This window comes from Lysobacter tyrosinilyticus (genome assembly GCF_054779815.1).
Map to the genome: position 1 here is coordinate 310,629 of NZ_BAAGXN010000003.1, position 19,670 is coordinate 330,298.

The following is a 19,670-nucleotide window of genomic DNA, read 5'->3' on the forward strand; positions in this document are numbered from 1 at the left end:
CGCACGGCGTCCACTGCGCTCGCGATGCCTGTCCGCGCGCCTCGGGTAGAATCTGCGCTGGGGCTTACTACACGACGACTCATGACCGCGATGCTTAGGCGCGCCGCCGCGCTTTGCGCAGTACTGCTTGCTTTCACCTCGCCCAGCGCGTCGGCCGGCTATGGGCTCGCGCCTTATGTCGCTTACCCGACCAACGGCCTATGGTCCGATGGGGTCACCGTCGGCGACCTCAACGGCGATGGGCGGGACGATGTGGCCGTGACGGCGATCGACTTCTCGCAAGTGCCTGCGCCCGGCTTCTTGCTCATCTACCTGCAGCAGGCCAATGGGACGCTGCAACTCGCGCATAAGGCACCGTTCGCCCCCTATGTCAATGCAACTGGCCTGACCGTCGCCGATCTCGATCGGGATGGCCGGATGGAAGTCATCGTGGGCTACGACACCGGAATTTCCATCGTGAAGTGGGGACCGTTTCGCAACGGCCCTGTCTCCATCCGTCCCTACACCCGGCCGATTCCCAACGGGTCCTACGACGTCGCAGTGCTGGATGTGAACCGTGACGGCAACTTGGACATCATCGGCCACAGCGCGGGCAGCGGAGCCACGATTCATTTCGGCGATGGTCATGCCAACGTCATCGGCACGCTGCACTTACCTACGGCTGGCCAGGGTGACAATGACATGGAGGTGGCGGATTTCAATGGCGACGGCTTCCAGGACCTGGCACTGATGTCCGGCCAGGGCGTCACACACGCGTACGTGTACTACAACGACGGCACGTTCGACCTTTCGCCGCCGCTCGAGCTCAACCCGGCTGCTGATGGCTTCCCTGGCGTCACCGGCGCAGGCGATTTCAATGGCGACGGCCGGGCCGACTTGCTCATATTGCGAACCAATTTCCCGGACTACTACGCCACGTTGGCGTTGTTTGCCCAGAATTCCAGCGGGGGCCTGTCTGCGCCCACGACCCTGTACACCGGGCTCTATCCGCAAGCGATGATGTCCTACGATCTCGACCGGGATGGCCGTGACGACTTGATCATCCGCCATCGCGGCGGCCGAGTCGGCGTGCAACTGCAGAACGCTGCGGGCTTTGGCGAGGAGCTGCTCCAGCAGGAACCGGACGCCTTCGGCGCGACCTCTCAGGACATTGCCGTCGGCGACGTCAATGGCGACCACTGCCCCGATATCGTCGACGCCAACTATAGCGCCGGCCTGGTGGTGCATCCGGGCACGGGCTGCGGCGCCGCGCCGGACCTTACCGCCAGCCTTGGTCTCACCAGCTCCCGTGTCGCCGTGCGTCTGGACAATGTCGGAACGGGCGCGGCCTTGCAGCCTCGCGTCGACCTGACGCTGACCGCAGGCAGGGGCACGCTGGTCGTCGGCGCACTCCCGGCAGGCTGCGCTATTACGTCGCAGTCCCAACTGCGCGTCGAAGTCGCATGCAACGATGCCACGCTTGCCGCCGCCACGAGCCGTACCCGCGTGCTGCCCTTCAGCGTGGTCGGCGGAGGCACGCGCAACTTCATCGAAGTCGTTGCGAAGGCACGCACGTCCACGACGGAACTGCGCACGGACAACAATTCAGCGAAGAAGCGGCTGCAGGGAAGCCTGGAAGCCCCGCCCCCTCTCCGGCAGATGCCCAAGCCTGCGGCACGACCGCTGCGCCTGCAGGATGTGGCCCGCTGACTCAAGGCGTATCACGCGCACTCGGCGCCCGTTGATTCCTTCCGCCGAAACACTGGCAGGAACAAGGGGCGCCAGCCAAGCCGGCACGCCACCGGCGCAAGACGCGCAGTGCTGCTTAACGTCCGCGGCGCTGCCTTCTATTACGGCGGCATGGTTATTGCTGCGTCGGTGTACTTACACAAGCGTCGCGCGTGAGAAGAGCGACTGCAATTTCTGAATCCGTCTTTGCTTCACTCGCGGATTAACCCACCGCTTCACTACCCCTCCATGGGGAATGGCCGTCGGAGCCACCCATTCCTAACAATGGCGCGACTGTGGGTTGTACCGAGGGGGATCCACGCTAAAGGGAATGCGTCATGCCCTGTAGCCGTCCCGTGTTGATCCAACCCGGTCGCAGCAAGGCAAGCCCATTCCTTTCATTGCAATTGCCGCTGTTGTTGGCGATGGCGATGCCTGCGTTGCAACCGGCGCATGCCGACACCTTCTACGTACGCGTGGACGGTGGCGATGCCGTCGAATGCAATGGCCACAGCGATGCGCCCTATCCCGGTACTGGCATCGGGCAAAATTGCGCCTGGAAGCATCCGTTCTTCGCGATGGCCCCCGACGGCACGCGGCGTATCAATGGCGGCGACACACTGCGGATCGGTAGCGGCAGCTACATGATGGGCCAGGGCGCGCCTGGCGCCGGTAGCTGCCTGCCAGGCAACTGCTACATGTCCCCGGTTCCCAGCGGGACAGGCAGCGCGACGACACGCATCTTGGGCAACGCGAGCCAGCCACCACAACTGTGGGGCACTCTGGGCACTGCCCGGATCCTGAATCTCGACGGCAGTTCGAACGTCGAGATCGGCTATCTAGACATCACTGATCACGACGACTGCGTCTATAGCCATTCGAACGCCTCAGTGAAGTGTCCGGCCGTAGGCATCGGCACGTGGGGCAAGTACGGCGTGTACGCACGCGCTTCCCAGAACGTCTGGCTGCACGATGTCGACATCCATGGCCTCGGCCATTCGGGACTGTGGGCCGGCGGGCTCACCGACTGGACCATGGAACGCGTCAAGATCAACCGCAATGGACGTGCGGGCTGGGACGCGAACATCGGCACCGGCGCCTCCAACTCCGGGGCAATCACCCTGCGCAACATGGAGTTCGGCTGGAACGGTTGCGGCGAACGCTGGCAGACCGAACAGGCATGGGCCTGCTGGGGGCAACAGAGCGGCGGCTATGGCGACGGCTTCGGCACGGTCGCCACGGGCGGGCAATGGCTGATCGAAGACGTTTTCGCGCACCACAACACCCAGGACGGCCTGGATCTGCGCTTCCTGGATGGTGCTGCCAGCACGCACGCGACGCTGCGTCGCGTCTATGCCATGGGCAATGCCGGCAACCAGATCAAGGTAAAAGGCAATTCGCTGGTCGAGAACTCGGTGTTGATCGGCAACTGCGGGTTCTTCAGTGGCCAGTACTACATGCAGGCCGCCGATCAATGCCGTGCCGATGGAACGACACTCCTGTTGGTGTTCACCGCAAACGATGACGTGGTCGTACGCCACAACACCATCACCGGCCAAGGATGGTCGCTGATCGGCGCGACCGAGGGCGACAGCAGCGGTCATGCGCTGATCCAGAACAACGCACTGGTCGGCTATCCGTGGTTCCTCAATCCCGCGGATCTGAGCCGTGTCCAGGCTGGAACCTCGCCCGCCGTCATCACCCACGTAGGCAACCTGGTCTGGAACGTCTACGGCAACACCTGCCCTGGCGACAGCATCTGCGGCCAGTATCCGCAGTTGAAGAGCATGACCCTTGCCACGTTCGACGCCGAGCTGCTTGCGGGTTCGCCGTTGGCGGACCGGGTCGCCCCTCTTGCTGACGTCACTACCGACTTCATGCTGACCTCGCGCCCGCAGGGTTCGGCCAGCGACGTCGGTGCGTACGAGATGCCGGTAATCAACGCGTGCACCCATGCCGCACCCACGCTCAACCTGAGCGGATCCACTTCTGCGGTGCCTGCTGGGAGCACCGTCACTTACACGCTTACGCTCACCAACAACGACGGCACTGCGTGTGGAGCAACCAGCTTCAGCCTGGCGAAGTCGGTTCCTTCGGGTTGGAGCGGCAACTTGGCGGACGCGAGCCTGAGCCTGGCGCCGGGCGCGAGCGACACTACGACGCTCAGTGTGACCTCAGCGAGCGACGCAGCCGCGAATGGATACAACATTGGCGCGGGCGCCAGCAGCAGCATTGGCGCGATACATACCGCGAGCGACGCGATCACCTACACGGTGTCGGCGCCGGTGCCGGTGTGCACGCGTGCGGCGCCGACCATCAACCTCAGTGGATCCACCGCAGCGGTTGGCGCGGGCAGCACCATTACCTACACGTTGGCGCTAACCAACAATGACAGCGAAGCGTGCGCGGCAAGCGACTTCAGCCTCGCCGCTTCAGTACCTGCCGATTGGACGGGGGCATTCGCAGAGACCAGCCTGAATCTGGCTCCCGGCGCCAGCGGCAACACCGCGCTCGATGTAACTTCGGCTTCCAATGCCACGGCGAACACTTACAACATCGGCGCGGGTGCCAGCAGCAACATCGGCGTCGTGCATACCGCCAATGACACGATCGCCTATACGGTTTCTCCGCCTCCGGTATGCAGTCGTGCAACGCCCACCGTCAATCTGAGCGGATCGACGGGGGCGGTGCCGGCCGGAAGCGGCATCACCTATACGCTCGCGGTCACAAACAACGACAGCGCTGCCTGCACTGCGACGACCTTCAGCCTCGCTGATTCCGTCCCAAGCAACTGGAACGGAACCCTCGACGATACGAGCCTGACCCTGGCACCAGGTGCCAGCGGCAGCACGACATTGAGCGTGACCTCGGCGAGCGATGCCGATCCGGGTGGCTACAACATTGGCGCGGGTATCAGCAGCGGCGTCGGTGCCGTGCATACCGCAACCGACACGATTGCCTTTACGGTGGCCGATCCGGCACCGGTGTGTACGCGCGCGGCGCCGACAATAAGCCTGACGGGGTCGACGACTGCCGTTCCCGCTGGCAGCAGCATCACGTACACGCTCGCGCTGACCAACAACGACAGTGAGGCCTGCACCACCACCAGCTTCAACCTTGCCGACTCCGTGCCGGCGGGCTGGAGCGACAGCCTCGCGGATACGAGCCTGAATCTCGCGCCGGGCGCCAGCGGCAGTACCACGCTTACCGTGACATCCGCGACGAATGCCGCAGCCAATGGCTACACGATCAGTGCCAGTGCGGGCAGCAGCGTCGGCTCCGTGCATGCCGCGAACACAACCATCACCTACACAGTCTCGCCACCACCGCCGGTCTGCACACGCGCGACGCCGACGATCAGCCTGACCGGGTCGACCACCGCCGTACCGGCGGGCAGCAGCATCAGCTACACGCTCGCGCTGACCAACAACGACAGCGTCGAATGCGCGGCGACGAGCTTTAGTCTCGCCAACTCGGTGCCAGGAGGCTGGACCGGCACGCTCGGCGCATCGAGCCTGAACCTCGCACCAGGCGCCAGCAACAGCACTACGCTAAACGTGACTTCGGCAGGCAACGCTGCCGCGAACCCATACACCATCGGCGCCAGCGCCAGCAGCAACGTCGGCGCCGTGCACGCCGCGAACACGACGATCACCTACACCATCTCGCCGCCAGCTCCGGTCTGCACACGCGCGGCGCCGACGATCAGCCTGACCGGATCCACCACTGCGGTGCCGGCGGGCAGCAGCATCAGCTACACGCTCGCGCTGACCAACAACGACAGCGTCGAATGCGCGACGACCAGTTTCAATCTTGCCGACTCCGTGCCTGCCGGCTGGGCGGGAACGCTGGGCGTCACGAGCTTCAGCCTTGCTCCGGGCGCCAGCAACAGCACGACACTCAACGTGACTTCGGCAGCCAGTGCCGCCGCGAATCCTTACACCATCGGCGCCAGCGCCAGCAGCAGCGTCGGCGCAGTGCATGCTGCGAACACGACGATCATCTACACCGTTTCGGCACCGCCACCTGTGTGCACGCGCGCAGCGCCGACGATCAGCCTGACTGGTTCGACCACGGCGGTTCCGGCAGGCAGTAGCATCAGCTACACGCTCTCACTGACCAACAACGATAGCGTCGAATGTGCGGCAACCAGTTTCAACCTTGCCGACTCCGTGCCTGCCGGATGGACAGGAACGCTGGGCGTCACCAGCTTCAGCGTCGCACCGGGCGCCAGCAGCAGCACCACGCTCAACGTGACTTCGGCAGCCAGTGCCGCCGCGAACCCATACGCCATCGGCGCCAGCGCCAGCAGCAACGTCGGCGCCGTGCATGCCGCGAGCACGACGATCACCTACACCGTCTCGCCGCCACCGCCGGTCTGCACGCGCGCGGCGCCGACGATCGGCCTGACCGGATCCACTACCGCCGTGCCGGCTGGCAGCACCGTCACCTATTCGCTCGCCTTGACCAACAACGACAGCACTGCATGTGCCGCAACCAGCTTCGGACTGGCCCGCTCGGTGCCCAGCGGCTGGACCGGCACGCTCGGCGCATCGAGCCTGAGCCTCGTACCGGGCGCCAGCGGCAGCACTACGCTCACCGTGACGTCGGCAGGCAACGCCGCCGCGAACCCATACACGATCGGCGCCAGCGCCAGCAGCAGCGTCGGCGCCGTGCATGCCGCGAGCACGACGATCACCTACACCGTCTCGCCGCCACCGCCGGTCTGCACGCGCGTGGCGCCCACGATCAGCCTTACCGGATCCACTACTGCCGTGCCGGCAGGCAGCACCGTTACCTATTCGTTGGCGTTGACCAACAACGACAGCACTGCGTGTGCCGCAACCAGCTTCGGACTCGCCCGCTCGGTGCCCAGCGGCTGGACCGGCACACTGGGCGTGTCGAGCTTGAACCTGGCACCAGGCGCCAGCGGCAACACCTCGCTCGCGGTGACTTCGAGCAGCAACGCCAGCGCTGGCGGTTACAGCATCGGGGCCAGTGCCAGCAGCAACGTTGGTGCTGTCCACAACGCCAGCACCGCCATCACCTACACGGTGGCCGCGCCGGCCATCAGCCTGCAGACCAATGTCAGCACCGACAAGACCACGTACCCCCGTGGCGATCTCGTGCGCATCCAGGCGCTGGTGCGCAACAACGGCACGCCGGTCGCAGGCGCAGTGGTGACGTTCACCATCATCCGGCCAGCGGGCGGCAACATCGTCCAGACGGCGACCAGCGGCAGCGACGGCATTGCCCGCACGACTTATCGCTTGAACAAGGCGAAGACGGCCGCTGGTCAGTATCGGGTGCAGGCGACATGGAGCCTGAGCGGCGTCAGCAGCTCAGGCTCCGTCACGTTCGTTTCGCTGTGACCGGCAAACTGACAACGTCCGCTCAACTCCCGCGGCTGTGAAACACGACCAGCCGATCCGTCGCCAGCGCATCGGGCGTACCTAACCACGGCTCGTTGGCGACTACCGGGGTGCAGGGCCCGAATGTGCAGACCCGGATCGGGCGTCGCTTCGCCTCCTGCTGAAGACGATCGAGTACTTCCGTGAGGATCGTGCCCTGGAACGGCGTGTAGAGGTAGAACACGGTACCGTTCGAGTAGTCCGCCGTCCGCGCGTCGCATCGGACGAAGCTCGCATTGCCCAGGTTCAAGGCCGTCGCGGCCTGTCGTGCACAGGCGAAATAAGCCGGTTCGAGTTCGACGCCGACAGCGTGCGCGCTGGTGCAGATCGCTACCAGTAGGGGCACATGGCCCATGCCCGAGCCGAGATCGATCAGTACGTCGTCGCCATCAAGTCCGCAGCGGTCAATCATCTCGAGGATGTGGCGCGCCGGCGTGGGTTGGTAGAACACCATCTCCGATGCGAGCTCTACGGTCGGCAATTGCGGCTCATCGAATTGCAGGATGCCGCCGAGCAGCTCGTCGAGATGGTCGTAACCTTCGTATGACCGCTCCTGTCGCGCGTCCGTACCAGCCGTTCGAATCCATTGCAGCATGCGCGCTGGACCACGTCCGCTGCGGATGTCATCACGAATGTCCTGATAGAGCCCCGCGTTGATCGCTTCCAGCCGGGCGCAGGCCGCCCGCGCCCGGAGCAGTAGCGCCGTGTCGTTGCTGTCCATTCCTGGTAGCCAGGCATCGATGCGGTCGAGGGCTTCGATCCGATATCGAAGGCGGTGCGGATCCTGTAGTGCGGAATTCAGTTCGAGTTCCGCAAGAAATGTCTGAAGCGCGTCCATATCCGCATTCTGACTCAACGCGAACGTCGGGCGACGCGCGGTCGCGCAAGCGCCAGCGTGGAAAGCAATGCCGTAGGGGCAAACGCGCTGCTCGCGGACAGTGCGTTCTTTCTTTCCACGTTTTGAAACCCGATCGCCGGAACGTGGAACGCAAACCCGCCGTCACGCGAGCGGCCGCTCCACCGGTGCCGCGAGGCGCCCACGCCCGTACGCGCCGCATCCGTCCAACGGTAGCCCGGGGTGCCTTCTGGCCTATATTTATTGATATTCGATATGTTTATTATCGCTACACGATAAATAGACCCGAGACCGCAGCCATGACCCGCACGTCCGCTCAAGCCCTCGCCATCGCCCGACCGGTCATCCAGGGCCTGACCATCCTCAACATCCTCTACGGCGCCGGCATCACCGTGCTGTTCTGCGCGAGCTTCTTCATCAAGGGCTGGCCGCAAAACCCACTCGGCCACTTCTCCGACCACCCGTTGCTGCCGCTCGGACTTCGCGTGATCGTCGTCCTCGGCATCATCGGGGCGGCGATCGTGCACACAATCCTGCGGCGGTTACTCGCCATCGTCGACACGGTGCGCGACGGCGATCCCTTCATCCTCGACAACGCTCGACGTCTGAATGCGATCGCATGGAGCGTGCTCTCGCTCGAAGTATTGCGGTTGATGGTCGGCGGAGTCGCGGCAGCCGTCTGGGAACCGGGACACATCGACGGTTTCTCGATTGCCTCATGGTTCGCGGTGCTGTTGCTGTTCGTGCTGTCCGGCGTATTCGCCCAGGGCGCGCGCATGCGTGCCGACCTGGAAGGGACGGTGTGACATGGCGATAGTCGTCCGCCTCGACGAACTGCTGCACGCACGCCGCATGACGCTTACCGAACTCGCCGCGCGTGTCGACATCACTCTTGCCAACCTGTCGATCCTCAAGACCGGCAAGGCGAAAGCAATCCGTTTTTCCACACTTGAAGCGATTTGCACGGCATTGGACTGCCAGCCCGGCGACCTGCTCGCCTTTGATGCTTCATTGCCTGCCGAGGAGTAATGCCATGATCACTCACCTGTTCAGTCCCGACCCGCGACACGACGGCGTCCGTCCGATCCAGATAGCTGGTCTGCGCTTGTTCTATCTGTTGATGCTGTTGTTCGTCACGCCGACTGCGTGGCGCGCGCTCTTGATGCACGAGGGGGCGTGGGAGCCGTTGCGGGCCGTCACGTTCGCGGTGTGGGCCACCTACCCCGCGCTTGCCCTGTTCGGACTGCTTCGCCCTTTGCGTTGGTTACCGCTGATGTTCTTCACGATTGGCTATAAGGCGATCTGGCTCGCATTCGTCGCCTATCCGCTCTGGAAGAGCGGCGCGCTGTGGGGCACGCCGACCGGCGAAGTCGCCAGCTCATTCCTGGCGCTGCCAGTGCTCGCTGCGGTGGTGCCGTGGGGGTATGCGTGGAGGACGTACTTTGCCTGGCCGCGTCGGACGGTGGCGGCGCGACAGGTGTCAGAGAATCAAGCCACCTGAAGTGCCGGCCCGACCGCACATTTCTTCACTTGCCGGTCACGGCCGGCTGGGGTGCCCTTCACCCGCCGTAACTCTTCGGGATCACCGCAACATCACTACCGCTTTACGACCCACCTGCAAGGTTGATGCGTCCCACAGCGGGCAGTGCAATGCCCAAGGATCTGCCATGAAGCGGAAGACGCTCCCGATACTCGTTGCTGTCCTCGCTACCGCGGTGCTCGCCGCTGGTTGCAAGAAGGAGGAAGACACTACGATCACTCCACCACCGGCCGCTACCGAGCCCGCTCCGGCGCCGGCGACTGAAACTCCGCCACCGGCAACCGAACCGATGCCCGCTACTCCAGCACCGGCGATGCCTACCGACAGCGGCATGAGTTTCGAAGACATGGACAAGAACAAGGACGGAAGCGTCACCAAGGATGAGCTGGCGGATACCGAAATGCTGAGCCAGCACTTCGCCACCGCCGACAAGGATGGCGACGGCAAGCTGTCCAAGGCCGAGGTGGACGCGCATCGCGCCGCAATGATGGCCAAGCCGGGCGGCTGACTGCGAATTGCCCGCAATCTGCAACACAAAGCAAACGCGCCCGGCTTCAACCGGGCGCGTTCTTGTTGTGGATCACGCGAGGTACGAACGGCTTTTGATCAGGGGTCGAGTTCTTTAATCAACCCGTTTGCAGCGCTGGAAGCCGCGGCCGCGGTGCCGATTGCCCCGGGGCCCGTTTCCGCACCCAGGACGCCGCCGGCCACATCCGCCACGCCGATCACCACCCAATGCCACCACGGGCGACGCTTGCCCGTGGCATCGCTCTTGCCGGCGTATTCGGTCCAGTAACGGAGCGAATGCCTCGCCGTGCTCAATCCCGCCAGTACGTTGGCACCACTGTGGGTCTTGGCATCGACCCGCTGGATCGCTTCCGCCTCCAGCTCGGCGAACATCGCTTCAGCCTGCGGCAGATCCTTGGCCGTGTGGACCACACCATCGATGCGCTCGAAGAACGAGAACTCGTAAGCGCTATAGCGATCGCGGTACGGCGACATCTTTTCCGCCAGCGGCTGCATCGGATCCATGTCGATGATCGGCTGCCCCTGCTTGATGAATTCATCGCGCGAAATGCCGGGGTTGTACCCGCACTTGTCGACCAGCAGAGCCAGAGAATTGGTGGAGTCTGCACCGATATCTTGCAGGCAGCCCAGATACAGGTTGTGCTGGATGCCGGCGTTGTCCATCGGGTTTTCGGCCGCGAACGCCGGAACGGCGAGCAGACCGGCAAGCAAGCCTGCGAACGCAGAACAGCTCTTCAGGATCGTGTACTTCATTTGTTTCTCCATGAAAGTATTGACCGCGAGTCGCTTCGTTCCCACGCGACGCGAGGGAACGAAGCTCCAATCGAATTGCCGTGACTCAGCGCACCTTCGCCAGGCGACGTGGTGCGAGGCTTTAGATCAGGGATCCATCAGCCCGTAGGCAGCGCCGGAAGCAGCGGCTGCGGTGCCGACAGCACCGCTTTCCGCACCGAGGACACCACCAGCCACATCCGCCACGGCGACGATCATCCACTGCCACCACGGGAGGCGCTTGCCCGTGGGATCGTTCTTGCCGGCGTACTCGGTCCAGTAACGGAGCGAATGACGGGCGATGCTCAGTCCCGCCAGCACGGTGGCACCACTGCGCGTCTTGGCGTCGAGCCGCTGGATTGCTTCGGCTTCCAGCTCGGCGAACATCGCTTCGGCCTGGGGCAGATCCTTGGCCGTGTGGACCACGCCATCGATGCGTTCAAAGAACGAGAACTCGTACGCGCTGTAGCGATCGCGGTACGGCGACATCTTTTCCGCCAGCGGCTGCATCGGATCCATGTCGATGATCGGCTGCCCCTGCTTGATGAACTCATCGCGCGGCATTCCGGGGTTGTACCCGCACTTGTCGACCAGCAGAGCCAGAGAATTGGTGGAGTCTGCACCGATATCTTGCAGGCAGCCCAGATACAGGTTGTGCTGGATGCCGGCGTTGTCCATCGGGTTTTCGGCCGCGAACGCCGGAACGGCGAGCAGACCGGCAAGCAAGCCTGCGAACGCAGAACAGCTCTTCAGGATCGTGTACTTCATTTGTTTCTCCATGAAAGTATTGACCGCGAGTCGCTTCGTTCCCACGCGGCGCGAGGGAACGAAGCTCCAATCGAATTGCCGTGACTCAGCGCACCTTCGCCAAGCGACGTTCTGTATTGCGACCACCGAACATCACCTGGTCGCCGCTGCCCAGCCACCAGGCGTTCCAGTTGAAGTAGTCCTCGTCGTCCTGGAACACGCGGCCCTTCTGCAGAGCAAAGCTCGTCGGCATCGCATTCGAGGCATAGACGCCGTACGGGACGCCGAGCACCGGGAACTCGTTCATGTAGCCCAGCAGCGAGTTGGCGCCGCCGTCGTAGTGGCAGTAGAAGTTGAACCAGGTGTTGTAGACGCGGAAGTTCGGGAACACGCCGCCGGAGGAGCTGTTGGCGTTGCGCCAGACTTCGTCTTCCTCGACGCGGATCACGCGACGCGCACCCGACGGGCACAGGATGCCCATGTTTAGCACCGCGTAGTCGTACATGTCGCCAGCCTTGGGCAGCGGGCGGAACGACAGCGACTTGGCCGCGTCGAGCTTGCAGAAACGCCAGGTGGTGTTGGCGGTCGAACTGGTCGCACCGATCCAGCCGCTGCGCGAATTGATGTTGCGGCGGTCCTCATCGTCGTGATGGATCGTGGCCAGAGTGGCGCCTGCCGGGCACGCCAGGGTCTCCGGAATCACGCCTACGTTGACGGTGTGGTCAAGCAGCCAGTCGAACCACTTGCCGTCCAGCTCGCCGCGTGCGGTGGCCGTCTTGACCGGCAAAAGGGTGTCGTTGCCTTCCGCATCGGTCGAGGGCACGCAGGGACCGTCGATGCCGGCAGCCGCGCAGTAGTGCAGCGCGAAGGTCTCGCCTTCGGCGTCGATGAGCGCCTGGGGATCGACCTTGCCGCTGTCGGGATAACGAGCGTCGAGGTCCTGGAGGTATTCCACGAAGGCCTGCACGGCCTTGGGCATTTCGGAGTACAGCTTCGCGACTTCCTGCTCGTCGGGTGGGGTTTCGCCTTCCGAATCCTCGGCCAGCACCAGCCCCGGCGCGGCGAGCGCCATGGCAAGAACCAGGGTCGTCCTGACACGTTTACTGTTGAACATGCTCATCTCCATGAAAGCCGGGCTCGACCGGCGGAATCGGACTCCCGCGTTGCGGATCGATCCGCACGCCTGGTTCCCGAGCTGGGCGGCACGGGGCGCCGCCTGCCAATCACGCTAGGCAACCGAGACCGGCGCGACGAGGACGAAGCCGGGCTATCGAGGGAATGAGCCGGGTTACGCGGGCCCGGCGATGAGCCGCCGGACCTTCTACGTTTCTTTGCAGATCAAGGAGATGGAGCGAAACATTCCCGGTTTATTCCCGGGAGACTGTTGGACCGGATCACGGCGCGCACCTAGGCTGGCGGTCCCTAAGTCAGGAGACACCCACCGATGCGTCGTTACTTCGTGCTGCCCGCCGCCGTCGTCATGCTGTCGTTCGCATCGGTCGCATCCGCCCACGAAACCATTCCGAAGAACTGGTGCGTGGACGCGACGAGGGATCCCAAGATCATCGTCAACTTCCAGTTCGACGGCGACCAGTTGCGGACGTTGGTCGACAAATGCGGAATCGTGGACGTGAAACACGACCAATGGACCCAGGCCTCGCTCGCGATCGGCGAGTACTGCAAGAGCGTGGCGCCTGCCGGAGACGACCCGATGCCCTTCATTTCCGGACCGAAGAGCTATCTCACGCCTGACCATCACGACGGCTACAGGCTCAACCAGGGCCTGAGCGGCGTCTGCGCCGTCTGCCCCACCCGCTGACGGCCGGCGTGTGCCGGCTCAGACCATCGCGTCGCGCCGCGTATACGCCAGCACCATGTCGACCCGGCCCTGCAGCCGGGTCCTGGTCTCTTCGGCCATGCCGGAGCATTGGCCGAGCACGTAGTAGGCGGTGCGCAGCACATCGCGCCAACGCGGGTTGCGCGGCAGCTTGGAAACGTTGAGGTATCGCTCCATCGCGCGGGCGCGCAGGCGCCCGTCGTCGATGTTCACGCGCCAGATCCGGCTCTTCTCGGCCAGCTCGATCCGGTTGCTGGCGGTCGCGCTTTCCCAGGCTTCGATCGTCGCGAGCATCAGGTCGACCAGTGTGAGACGGAAGGCATTGCGCATCTGCTCGCCACCCGCTTCTGCGCCGACGGTCTCAGCCTCTTCGAAGCGGATCGCATCGCCCTGGTCTGTTGCGTCGCTGCGCTGGACCAGTTCCAGCACCAGCCGCCCGCTGCCTCCCTCCCACTGGTTCAGCCGCGCAGTCAGGGGCGCTCCCTCGCGCGTCGCCATGTCCAGCGTCTGGGTGGCGCTGTCTTCCATGCGTTCGAAGACGGATTCCAGCGCACCGCCCTCCACATCCAAAAATGCCGTCATGGGCTGCCCCATCAACTGATCGGCGTCGACGCCGATCAGGCGGCACGCCGCGCGGTTGACCACCAGGATCTGTCCGTCCGTGTCGAGCAGGCACGCGGCGTCCTCGCGACTGTCGAGCAGCGTCTGCAACAGGCTACGGTCTTCGGCCAGCGCGTCCGCTTCGCGGCGATACCGCGCCAACTCTTCCTCGAAACGGATCCGGCGTGCCTCGGCCTTCAGCCGGTGCCGCTGCTGCCGTCGCTCGAACATCAGCCACAGCCCCAGGATCGCCGCGAGGCCGGACACCAGCAGGCCCCACAGCTGCAGGGTGCGCATGCGGTTCTTGCTTTCGAGCGCGTTGATGGTGCGGTCGCGTTCGGATGTCTCGAAACGCACCCGCAACCAGTCCAGTTGCCGATGGTGCTGCGCGCGCGACACCTCGCGCGATTCCGCGTTCGCACGCCGAAGGGTGTCGTTGGCGGCAGCAAGCTGTCCTGCGTCGCTTTGGGCGGACGCCAGTTCCTCCAGCAGCGGCACGCGTTCCGGATCGCCTTCCGCTGCGGCGGCCAGTGCGGCGTTCACTTGTTCGATCGCGACGGCGGGCCGTCCGGACAGGCGCTCGGTTCGGGCAATCTGCACCTGCAGCGCGGGCGGAACCGGTAATCCACCTTCCGTCGCGATCGCCAAAGCGGATGCGCTCCAGCGCCGGGCCTGGGTGATGTCACCCTGCGCCAGCGCGGCACGCGTCAGGCCGTCGTGCACGCGCAACTCGTACACGCGATTCTTTTCGTTGCGGTATGTCAGCAACGCTTCCTGCAGCCATGCGTGCGCCTGGGCGGCATCGCCGCTGTCCAGGGCCTCCTCGGCCATGGACTCGAGTACGTGTGCGGCTTCCGTCTGGTCGCCCTTGGCCCGGTACCACTCCAGCGCCTCGCGGTAGTACTGCATTGCCGACCGAGGCTCTTCCAGGTCGCGATACACGTCGGCCAGGTTGTTCAACACCGCGCCGGACACTTCGCCGCTTGCACGCTGCATCTTGAGGCTGGCGGTCAACGTACGCAGGGCCCCTTGGAAGTCGCCGAGTCGACGCAATGCTGCGCCCACGTTCTTCAGGTCACGGGCCTGCGCCACGCGATCGCCGCGGACTGCGGACATTTCTGCAGCGCACTCGAAGTTGCGCAGGGCCTGTGGAATCCGCTCGCGCCGGAAATCCAGGATGCCGTGCCGACGGACCAGTTCATAACGCCACGTGGGCTCATCGCCGGCGACGGCTTGCGCACACGACAAGGCATCCGCCGCCTCGTCAAACCTGCCGGCGGCTATGCGTTCCTCGGCGCTAGCGAACAGCGCCTGCACCGCCGGATCCCGCGTGGACGGCGACAACGAAACACCGGCGCGCTGGAGACAGATGGCAGGATCAGGCGGGATGCTGGTCGCGAGCGGATCTCCGCAGTGCGGAAGTGCGCTGGACATCGCCAGGCCTGACGACGCCATGGCGGCGAACGCCAGGAGGAAAGCACAGATTCGAGAGTCCATTCCGCGCAAGTCTAACGCGGCGCGACGTGGCTACGGCGCGCGTCGCGAAGCGGCCTGGTCATTCAACGCCCTGCGAAACAATTGCGCCGACACGATCCACGGCACGGCAAAGCACGCCGTGAGGAAGGTCTCCCTGGCGATGCCCGGTCCGTGCGGCTCGTCCATGCCGACCGTCAGGCCGACCACGAGTCCGATTGCAGCCGCGAGCACTTGCGCCGTTGCGGTCGCCGCCATGGTCAACGCCATGCCGCGCGCCCGGAACGTCGTCAGCAATGCGCCCGATATCGGCACCAGCAGCACGCCTCCGAACATCAGATTGAGCGGGTTGTGCTCGCTGCCGAACATGCCGACGGCCAGGTTGGCCCAGATCGTCATGAGACCCGTCACGACTGCCATTCCGGAAGCCGCCCGATACGCGGTGTTGCTGCTCAACCACGTGGCCAGTTCGTAGAGACCGCAGGTTCCGGCCAGCATGAAGCCCATCACGGCGAAGTCAGAACCGGTCCAGTTCACCTCTGGAGTAAACGGCATGGCGATTGCCGGCAGTAGCAACAGCAAGGCAGCGCCACCCCATATCAGCGGGCGCAAGCGGTTCCCGCGGTGCTGCGTGTTGGGAGCAGGATGAGTTGCCATGGTTCTCTCCGCGCTGGGCAGGCCTTGCGGGTTGCAGGCCACTCTTCGGGACCAAGATTCCCCGGCGCGAATGAAGACGTAATGGGACATGTGTGAAGTGGGGAAGAAGTCTGCGGCCCTGAGTCAGGCGCAATCGCCGGGCCCGGCCTCGATGCGGGCAACAGAACTGAACCAAATCGGTACCAGGTCAAGGATTCGTCCGGTGCCGATTTTTTTCGCGGCCTGCATCGCAGTGCCGCGCTGGACCAGTGGCTAACCTACGCGGCCGCGGCCATGCCTCGGCCCGCTCCATACCACCTCGGAAACAGAAGAAATGCGCAAGTTTGGATGCGCGGCATTGTTTGCCGCCTGTATCGTCGCCGCTCCCGCCGCCTCGGCAGGCGACTTCTTCGTCAATGGCCAGGTTGGCCGGATCGAGCTCGACAGCAACGACTTCGGCCACGATCACAGCAATTTCAGTCAGGGCAGCCTCGGCTACCGTTGGGGCATCGGCATGGCCCAGCTGGGCCTGGAAGCAGGCGTGGGCAAGCTCGAGGACATGGACGACCAGAGCCGCAGCGATTACGCCGGCGGTTACGTGGACCATGTCTACACCCTGAGTTCGCGCCATGCCTTCATCGGGGCGAACGCGCGGATCAAACCACCGATGGTTCCGGTGTACCTGGTCGGCCGCGCCGGCTATCTGGGGATGGAGCGGACGCTGGACGACACATCCGTCGACTATTACCTGGATACGCCGCCGGTCGTCGAGCACCGCGCGTTCAACGAAACCGACGGCGGCGTTTACACGGGCGTCGGTGTCGGCACCACCATTCTGCCGTTGCTCGATATCGGCCTGATGTTCAACAACTACCGCTATTCGCAGGTCCAGTACGACCCGGCCAGCGACGAATACCGTCTGTCCGACGACAAGCGCGATGCGCGCAGTGTGACCGTGACGGTGGAATACCGCTTCTAACACTGCGCCCTGCCATCCATCGCGGATTGCGATGACCGCCCCGCGAAACGCGGGGCGGTCCGGCAGCCGGCGATCGTGTCATACGTTCGGTAATAGGCGGAAGAGCAGCCACACCGGTACGCCGACATAGAAGGCCAGCCTGCCCAGCCATTCCAGTGCATCGCGGATCTCGGGCGCGGAACGCGGCCGCAGTATCAGCGCGCCGATGCCCACGCACTCGATGAATATCCGCAACACGGCTGCGAACAACATCAGGCCGATCGACCACGACGCCCACCAGATCAGCAATCCCGTCGCGTAAGCCTTGGATCCGTAAGTGAAGTACTCGCCGAAGCTCCCGCCGAACGCAATGAACTGATGCAGCCGGAATGCCACCAGCGCGGGCAGCAACGGAAACAGCAGGAATTTCACCACTGCGCTATCGATGCGGGGACGCGCAGCCGCTGCACGCGCTTCCGCCAGAGCACCAAGCATTCTTTCGAAACGATTTTGAGGACGAACCGGCGCACCGGCCGCCGTGAGCAGGCGCGACAGCGCCTGAGGTCGCGATAGCGCGAGGCCATGCGTCCAGGATTGCCCCGAGGTCAGCTGCAGATCGACCCCGTGGCCAGGCAGCGCGAAACGCCACGTACGCAGTCCTGCAATCGACGTCACCGGTATCTCGATCCGGCGGCTGGGCTGATCCAGTACCAGTGCCGCGTCTTCGATGTGCGCCTGCGCCCTGCGCGCATGCATGATTGCGCCCGCCACGGCGGCAGGTACCACCACCGCGACGACGAAAAGCCGCAATTGCGACAGCGACTGCACCTGCAGACCGATGCGCAACCACATGTCCAGGGCAAGCCATAGCAACCCCGCCCCCGCGCAAAGCCGCAACGCGGCCACGACGACGCGCCCTGCCGGGGCGAGAAGCACGACGTCGAACGTCAGCTGTTCCGCAGCGGCACGGCCCGACCATGCGATCGGCAATGCGCGCCAGAGCGCCCGCATCACCAAGACGAGCAGGAATATTCCGCCCGCGCGGCCTACCCAATCACCCCAACGCACCATCAACGTGGGCGGCGGATTCCGCGCGCTGACGAAGGCCGTGAGCACCGCCTGATCGCCCATCGCGGTGCTCGTCAACACTTCACCGGTGTCATCGATGATCGCACTGGGCCCATTGGTGGCGACTCGCACCTGTGGCAATCGCGTCTCGATGCTTCGGAATGCGGCCACGGCCAGATGCAGCTGCGCTCCGATCGGATGACCCGTGAACCAGGAGTCGTTGGACATGCCGACGATGGCTTGCGCCTGCAGACGCGCGCCTTCGATCGCCAGCCCGGTACTGACATCATCGAGACAGATCAGCGGCATGACATTGACCTCGCGGCCATCAGCAGTCCGCAATGGCAACACGCGCGCGCCATTCCCCGGGCGCCAGGTGCCCATCCATGGCAATACGCGCCGCAGCCACGGCTGGTCGAGCCAGCGCGGAACGTACTCGGTCAATGGAAACGGATGCGTCTTGCGATAGGTGCCCAGCACGCCCCTGCCCGGCTCGAGGAAGACGGCCGCGTTGTATTCGCCGTTGCTGTCCCGATCGTAGGTGCCGAACACCAGCGGCACCCGGGTCGCATCAACGAAGCCCTGGATTTCCCGATCGAGCGCTGCGCCATCCTCGCTGCGCGGGCTTCCGAAAGTCGTCGGATACACCGTTTCCGACCACAACAGCACATCCGCTCCGTGATCGCGGATCGCCGACCACGACAGTGCGTAATGGGTATCGAGCACGTGCCGCACGACGCCGTAGGCACCCATTTCCCGGCGCAGGCGTTCGTAGTCGGTGATGCTCGCCTGCACCATCGCGATGCGCAGCGTCTGCGCATCTTCCTTCGGAGGTTCCTGCAACTGGTGGAGCCGGACCAGGCCATATCCGGCCATGCCGGCGACGATTGCAACACCCAGCGATATCGGACGCAGCCACATGCCGATGCCCGCGCGACGGCGCGAGATCGCCAGCGCCATGGCTTCGTTCACCAACAGAAGCAGAAAGGTAATGCCCGCCGCGCCGCCGACATCCGCGATCTGTCGCAACGTCGCCGACGGAAACAGTCCATGGCCCAAGGTATCGCCCAACAGCTTGGGCACCATCCATTCGCAAGCCGTCCAGGCACTGGCGCCGGCCAGGGCGCGCAGTACCGGGCCATGGCGTCGACCCACCAGATGCCGTACCAGCGCGAACGCGATCAGCTGTGGCTGCAGCAGTGGTGCGAGCACGAGCAATACCAGCGTCGCGGGCAATGCACCGATTCCGGTGTACGTGCCGATGGCGGCGCCGAACCACGAGAACACGGCTGCGGCGAAAGCGATGCTCATCCAGCCGCCCCACAACACGGCACGCCACGGCGTCCGCGCAGACTCGAGCGTGAGTAGCCATGGCACCAATGCGACGAAGCCGAGGACCCAGGCGAATCCGCCGCGAGCGTAGAAAGCGAGCAAGAGGGATGAAGCCAGAAGGCCGGTGATGCCTTTCCAATCGAAACGTCGCCAGCGGAATTCGTACAACCGATCCGTGATCAAACAAGACCTCCTTGTCCTGGGGG

15 protein-coding genes are annotated in these 19,670 nt (G+C 64.4%); 8 read left to right on the plus strand and 7 right to left on the minus strand.

Annotated features, from left to right (window positions below):
* Nucleotides 1-81: 81 nt before the first annotated feature.
* Both ACYVGK_RS08170 and ACYVGK_RS08175 read left to right on the plus strand, forming a co-directional pair.
* Entirely contained in the window at nt 82-1,689 is a 1,608-nt protein-coding gene (locus ACYVGK_RS08170; RefSeq protein ID WP_460732863.1) for an FG-GAP repeat domain-containing protein, read from the plus strand.
* A 356-nt stretch (nt 1,690-2,045) separates the two neighbouring features.
* Nucleotides 2,046-7,079 carry an NEW3 domain-containing protein gene (locus tag ACYVGK_RS08175; RefSeq protein WP_460732864.1) on the plus strand — a complete coding sequence of 1,678 codons (5,034 nt, stop codon included), beginning with the start codon at nt 2,046-2,048 and terminating at the stop codon, nt 7,077-7,079.
* Nucleotides 7,080-7,101: 22 nt separating this feature from the next.
* Here the strand turns inward: ACYVGK_RS08175 and ACYVGK_RS08180 are convergent, their stop codons facing one another.
* Nucleotides 7,102-7,956, minus strand: a complete 855-nt coding sequence (locus tag ACYVGK_RS08180) for a hypothetical protein (protein WP_460732865.1) — start codon at nt 7,954-7,956, stop codon at nt 7,102-7,104.
* Between the two features lie 317 nt (nt 7,957-8,273).
* Between ACYVGK_RS08180 and ACYVGK_RS08185 the strand changes: the two genes are divergently transcribed.
* The 4 genes from ACYVGK_RS08185 (at nt 8,274) to ACYVGK_RS08200 (ending at nt 10,022) form a co-directional block, all read left to right on the plus strand.
* Nucleotides 8,274-8,780, plus strand: a complete 507-nt coding sequence (locus ACYVGK_RS08185; RefSeq protein WP_460732866.1) for a DUF2975 domain-containing protein — start codon at nt 8,274-8,276, stop codon at nt 8,778-8,780.
* Between the two features lies 1 nt (nt 8,781).
* Nucleotides 8,782-9,003 carry a helix-turn-helix domain-containing protein gene (locus tag ACYVGK_RS08190; protein ID WP_460732867.1) on the plus strand — a complete coding sequence of 74 codons (222 nt, stop codon included), beginning with the start codon at nt 8,782-8,784 and terminating at the stop codon, nt 9,001-9,003.
* Between the two features lie 4 nt (nt 9,004-9,007).
* The gene (locus ACYVGK_RS08195; protein ID WP_460732868.1) at nt 9,008-9,475 is read left to right on the plus strand and encodes a hypothetical protein; all 468 of its coding nucleotides are present in this window, start codon (nt 9,008-9,010) and stop codon (nt 9,473-9,475) included.
* Nucleotides 9,476-9,641: 166 nt separating this feature from the next.
* Nucleotides 9,642-10,022 (plus strand): EF-hand domain-containing protein, encoded by a 381-nt coding sequence (locus tag ACYVGK_RS08200; protein WP_460732869.1) that lies wholly within the window; start codon nt 9,642-9,644, stop codon nt 10,020-10,022.
* Nucleotides 10,023-10,120: 98 nt separating this feature from the next.
* Here ACYVGK_RS08200 and ACYVGK_RS08205 read toward each other — a convergent pair whose 3' ends face one another.
* The 3 genes from ACYVGK_RS08205 to ACYVGK_RS08215 all read right to left on the minus strand — a co-directional run bounded on the left by ACYVGK_RS08205 (nt 10,121) and on the right by ACYVGK_RS08215 (nt 12,674).
* Nucleotides 10,121-10,795 (minus strand): hypothetical protein, encoded by a 675-nt coding sequence (locus tag ACYVGK_RS08205; protein ID WP_460732870.1) that lies wholly within the window; start codon nt 10,793-10,795, stop codon nt 10,121-10,123.
* A 126-nt stretch (nt 10,796-10,921) separates the two neighbouring features.
* The gene (locus tag ACYVGK_RS08210; RefSeq protein WP_460732871.1) at nt 10,922-11,581 is read right to left on the minus strand and encodes a hypothetical protein; all 660 of its coding nucleotides are present in this window, start codon (nt 11,579-11,581) and stop codon (nt 10,922-10,924) included.
* Nucleotides 11,582-11,666: 85 nt separating this feature from the next.
* A complete protein-coding gene (locus ACYVGK_RS08215; protein ID WP_460732872.1) occupies nt 11,667-12,674 on the minus strand; it encodes a hypothetical protein in 1,008 nt (335 codons plus the stop codon).
* A 330-nt stretch (nt 12,675-13,004) separates the two neighbouring features.
* Between ACYVGK_RS08215 and ACYVGK_RS08220 the strand changes: the two genes are divergently transcribed.
* A complete protein-coding gene (locus ACYVGK_RS08220; protein ID WP_460732873.1) occupies nt 13,005-13,379 on the plus strand; it encodes a hypothetical protein in 375 nt (124 codons plus the stop codon).
* An 18-nt stretch (nt 13,380-13,397) separates the two neighbouring features.
* Here the strand turns inward: ACYVGK_RS08220 and ACYVGK_RS08225 are convergent, their stop codons facing one another.
* Nucleotides 13,398-15,494 (minus strand): tetratricopeptide repeat protein, encoded by a 2,097-nt coding sequence (locus ACYVGK_RS08225; protein ID WP_460732874.1) that lies wholly within the window; start codon nt 15,492-15,494, stop codon nt 13,398-13,400.
* 30 nt (nt 15,495-15,524) lie between these two features.
* Complete coding sequence (locus ACYVGK_RS08230; protein ID WP_460732875.1) at nt 15,525-16,127, minus strand: hypothetical protein; 603 nt, start codon at nt 16,125-16,127, stop codon at nt 15,525-15,527.
* A gap of 313 nt (nt 16,128-16,440) precedes the next feature.
* On the opposite strand from ACYVGK_RS08230, the gene ACYVGK_RS08235 reads away from it, so the two are divergent.
* Nucleotides 16,441-17,085, plus strand: coding sequence for an outer membrane beta-barrel protein (locus tag ACYVGK_RS08235; RefSeq protein WP_460732876.1), 645 nt, complete (start codon nt 16,441-16,443; stop codon nt 17,083-17,085).
* A gap of 78 nt (nt 17,086-17,163) precedes the next feature.
* Here ACYVGK_RS08235 and lnt read toward each other — a convergent pair whose 3' ends face one another.
* Entirely contained in the window at nt 17,164-19,647 is a 2,484-nt protein-coding gene (lnt, locus tag ACYVGK_RS08240; protein ID WP_460732877.1) for an apolipoprotein N-acyltransferase, read from the minus strand.
* Between the last annotated feature and the right edge of the window lie 23 nt (nt 19,648-19,670).

Coding starts and splice junctions, on each gene's coding strand:
- ACYVGK_RS08170 (WP_460732863.1), top strand. CDS start 82: ATGACCGCGATGCTTAGGCGCGCCGCCGCGCTTTGCGCAGTACTGCTT.
- ACYVGK_RS08180 (WP_460732865.1), bottom strand. CDS start 7,956: ATGGACGCGCTTCAGACATTTCTTGCGGAACTCGAACTGAATTCCGCA.
- ACYVGK_RS08205 (WP_460732870.1), bottom strand. CDS start 10,795: ATGAAGTACACGATCCTGAAGAGCTGTTCTGCGTTCGCAGGCTTGCTT.
- ACYVGK_RS08195 (WP_460732868.1), top strand. CDS start 9,008: ATGATCACTCACCTGTTCAGTCCCGACCCGCGACACGACGGCGTCCGT.
- ACYVGK_RS08225 (WP_460732874.1), bottom strand. CDS start 15,494: ATGGACTCTCGAATCTGTGCTTTCCTCCTGGCGTTCGCCGCCATGGCG.
- ACYVGK_RS08185 (WP_460732866.1), top strand. CDS start 8,274: ATGACCCGCACGTCCGCTCAAGCCCTCGCCATCGCCCGACCGGTCATC.
- ACYVGK_RS08200 (WP_460732869.1), top strand. CDS start 9,642: ATGAAGCGGAAGACGCTCCCGATACTCGTTGCTGTCCTCGCTACCGCG.
- ACYVGK_RS08230 (WP_460732875.1), bottom strand. CDS start 16,127: ATGGCAACTCATCCTGCTCCCAACACGCAGCACCGCGGGAACCGCTTG.
- ACYVGK_RS08190 (WP_460732867.1), top strand. CDS start 8,782: ATGGCGATAGTCGTCCGCCTCGACGAACTGCTGCACGCACGCCGCATG.
- ACYVGK_RS08220 (WP_460732873.1), top strand. CDS start 13,005: ATGCGTCGTTACTTCGTGCTGCCCGCCGCCGTCGTCATGCTGTCGTTC.
- ACYVGK_RS08215 (WP_460732872.1), bottom strand. CDS start 12,674: ATGTTCAACAGTAAACGTGTCAGGACGACCCTGGTTCTTGCCATGGCG.
- ACYVGK_RS08175 (WP_460732864.1), top strand. CDS start 2,046: ATGCCCTGTAGCCGTCCCGTGTTGATCCAACCCGGTCGCAGCAAGGCA.
- ACYVGK_RS08235 (WP_460732876.1), top strand. CDS start 16,441: ATGCGCAAGTTTGGATGCGCGGCATTGTTTGCCGCCTGTATCGTCGCC.
- ACYVGK_RS08210 (WP_460732871.1), bottom strand. CDS start 11,581: ATGAAGTACACGATCCTGAAGAGCTGTTCTGCGTTCGCAGGCTTGCTT.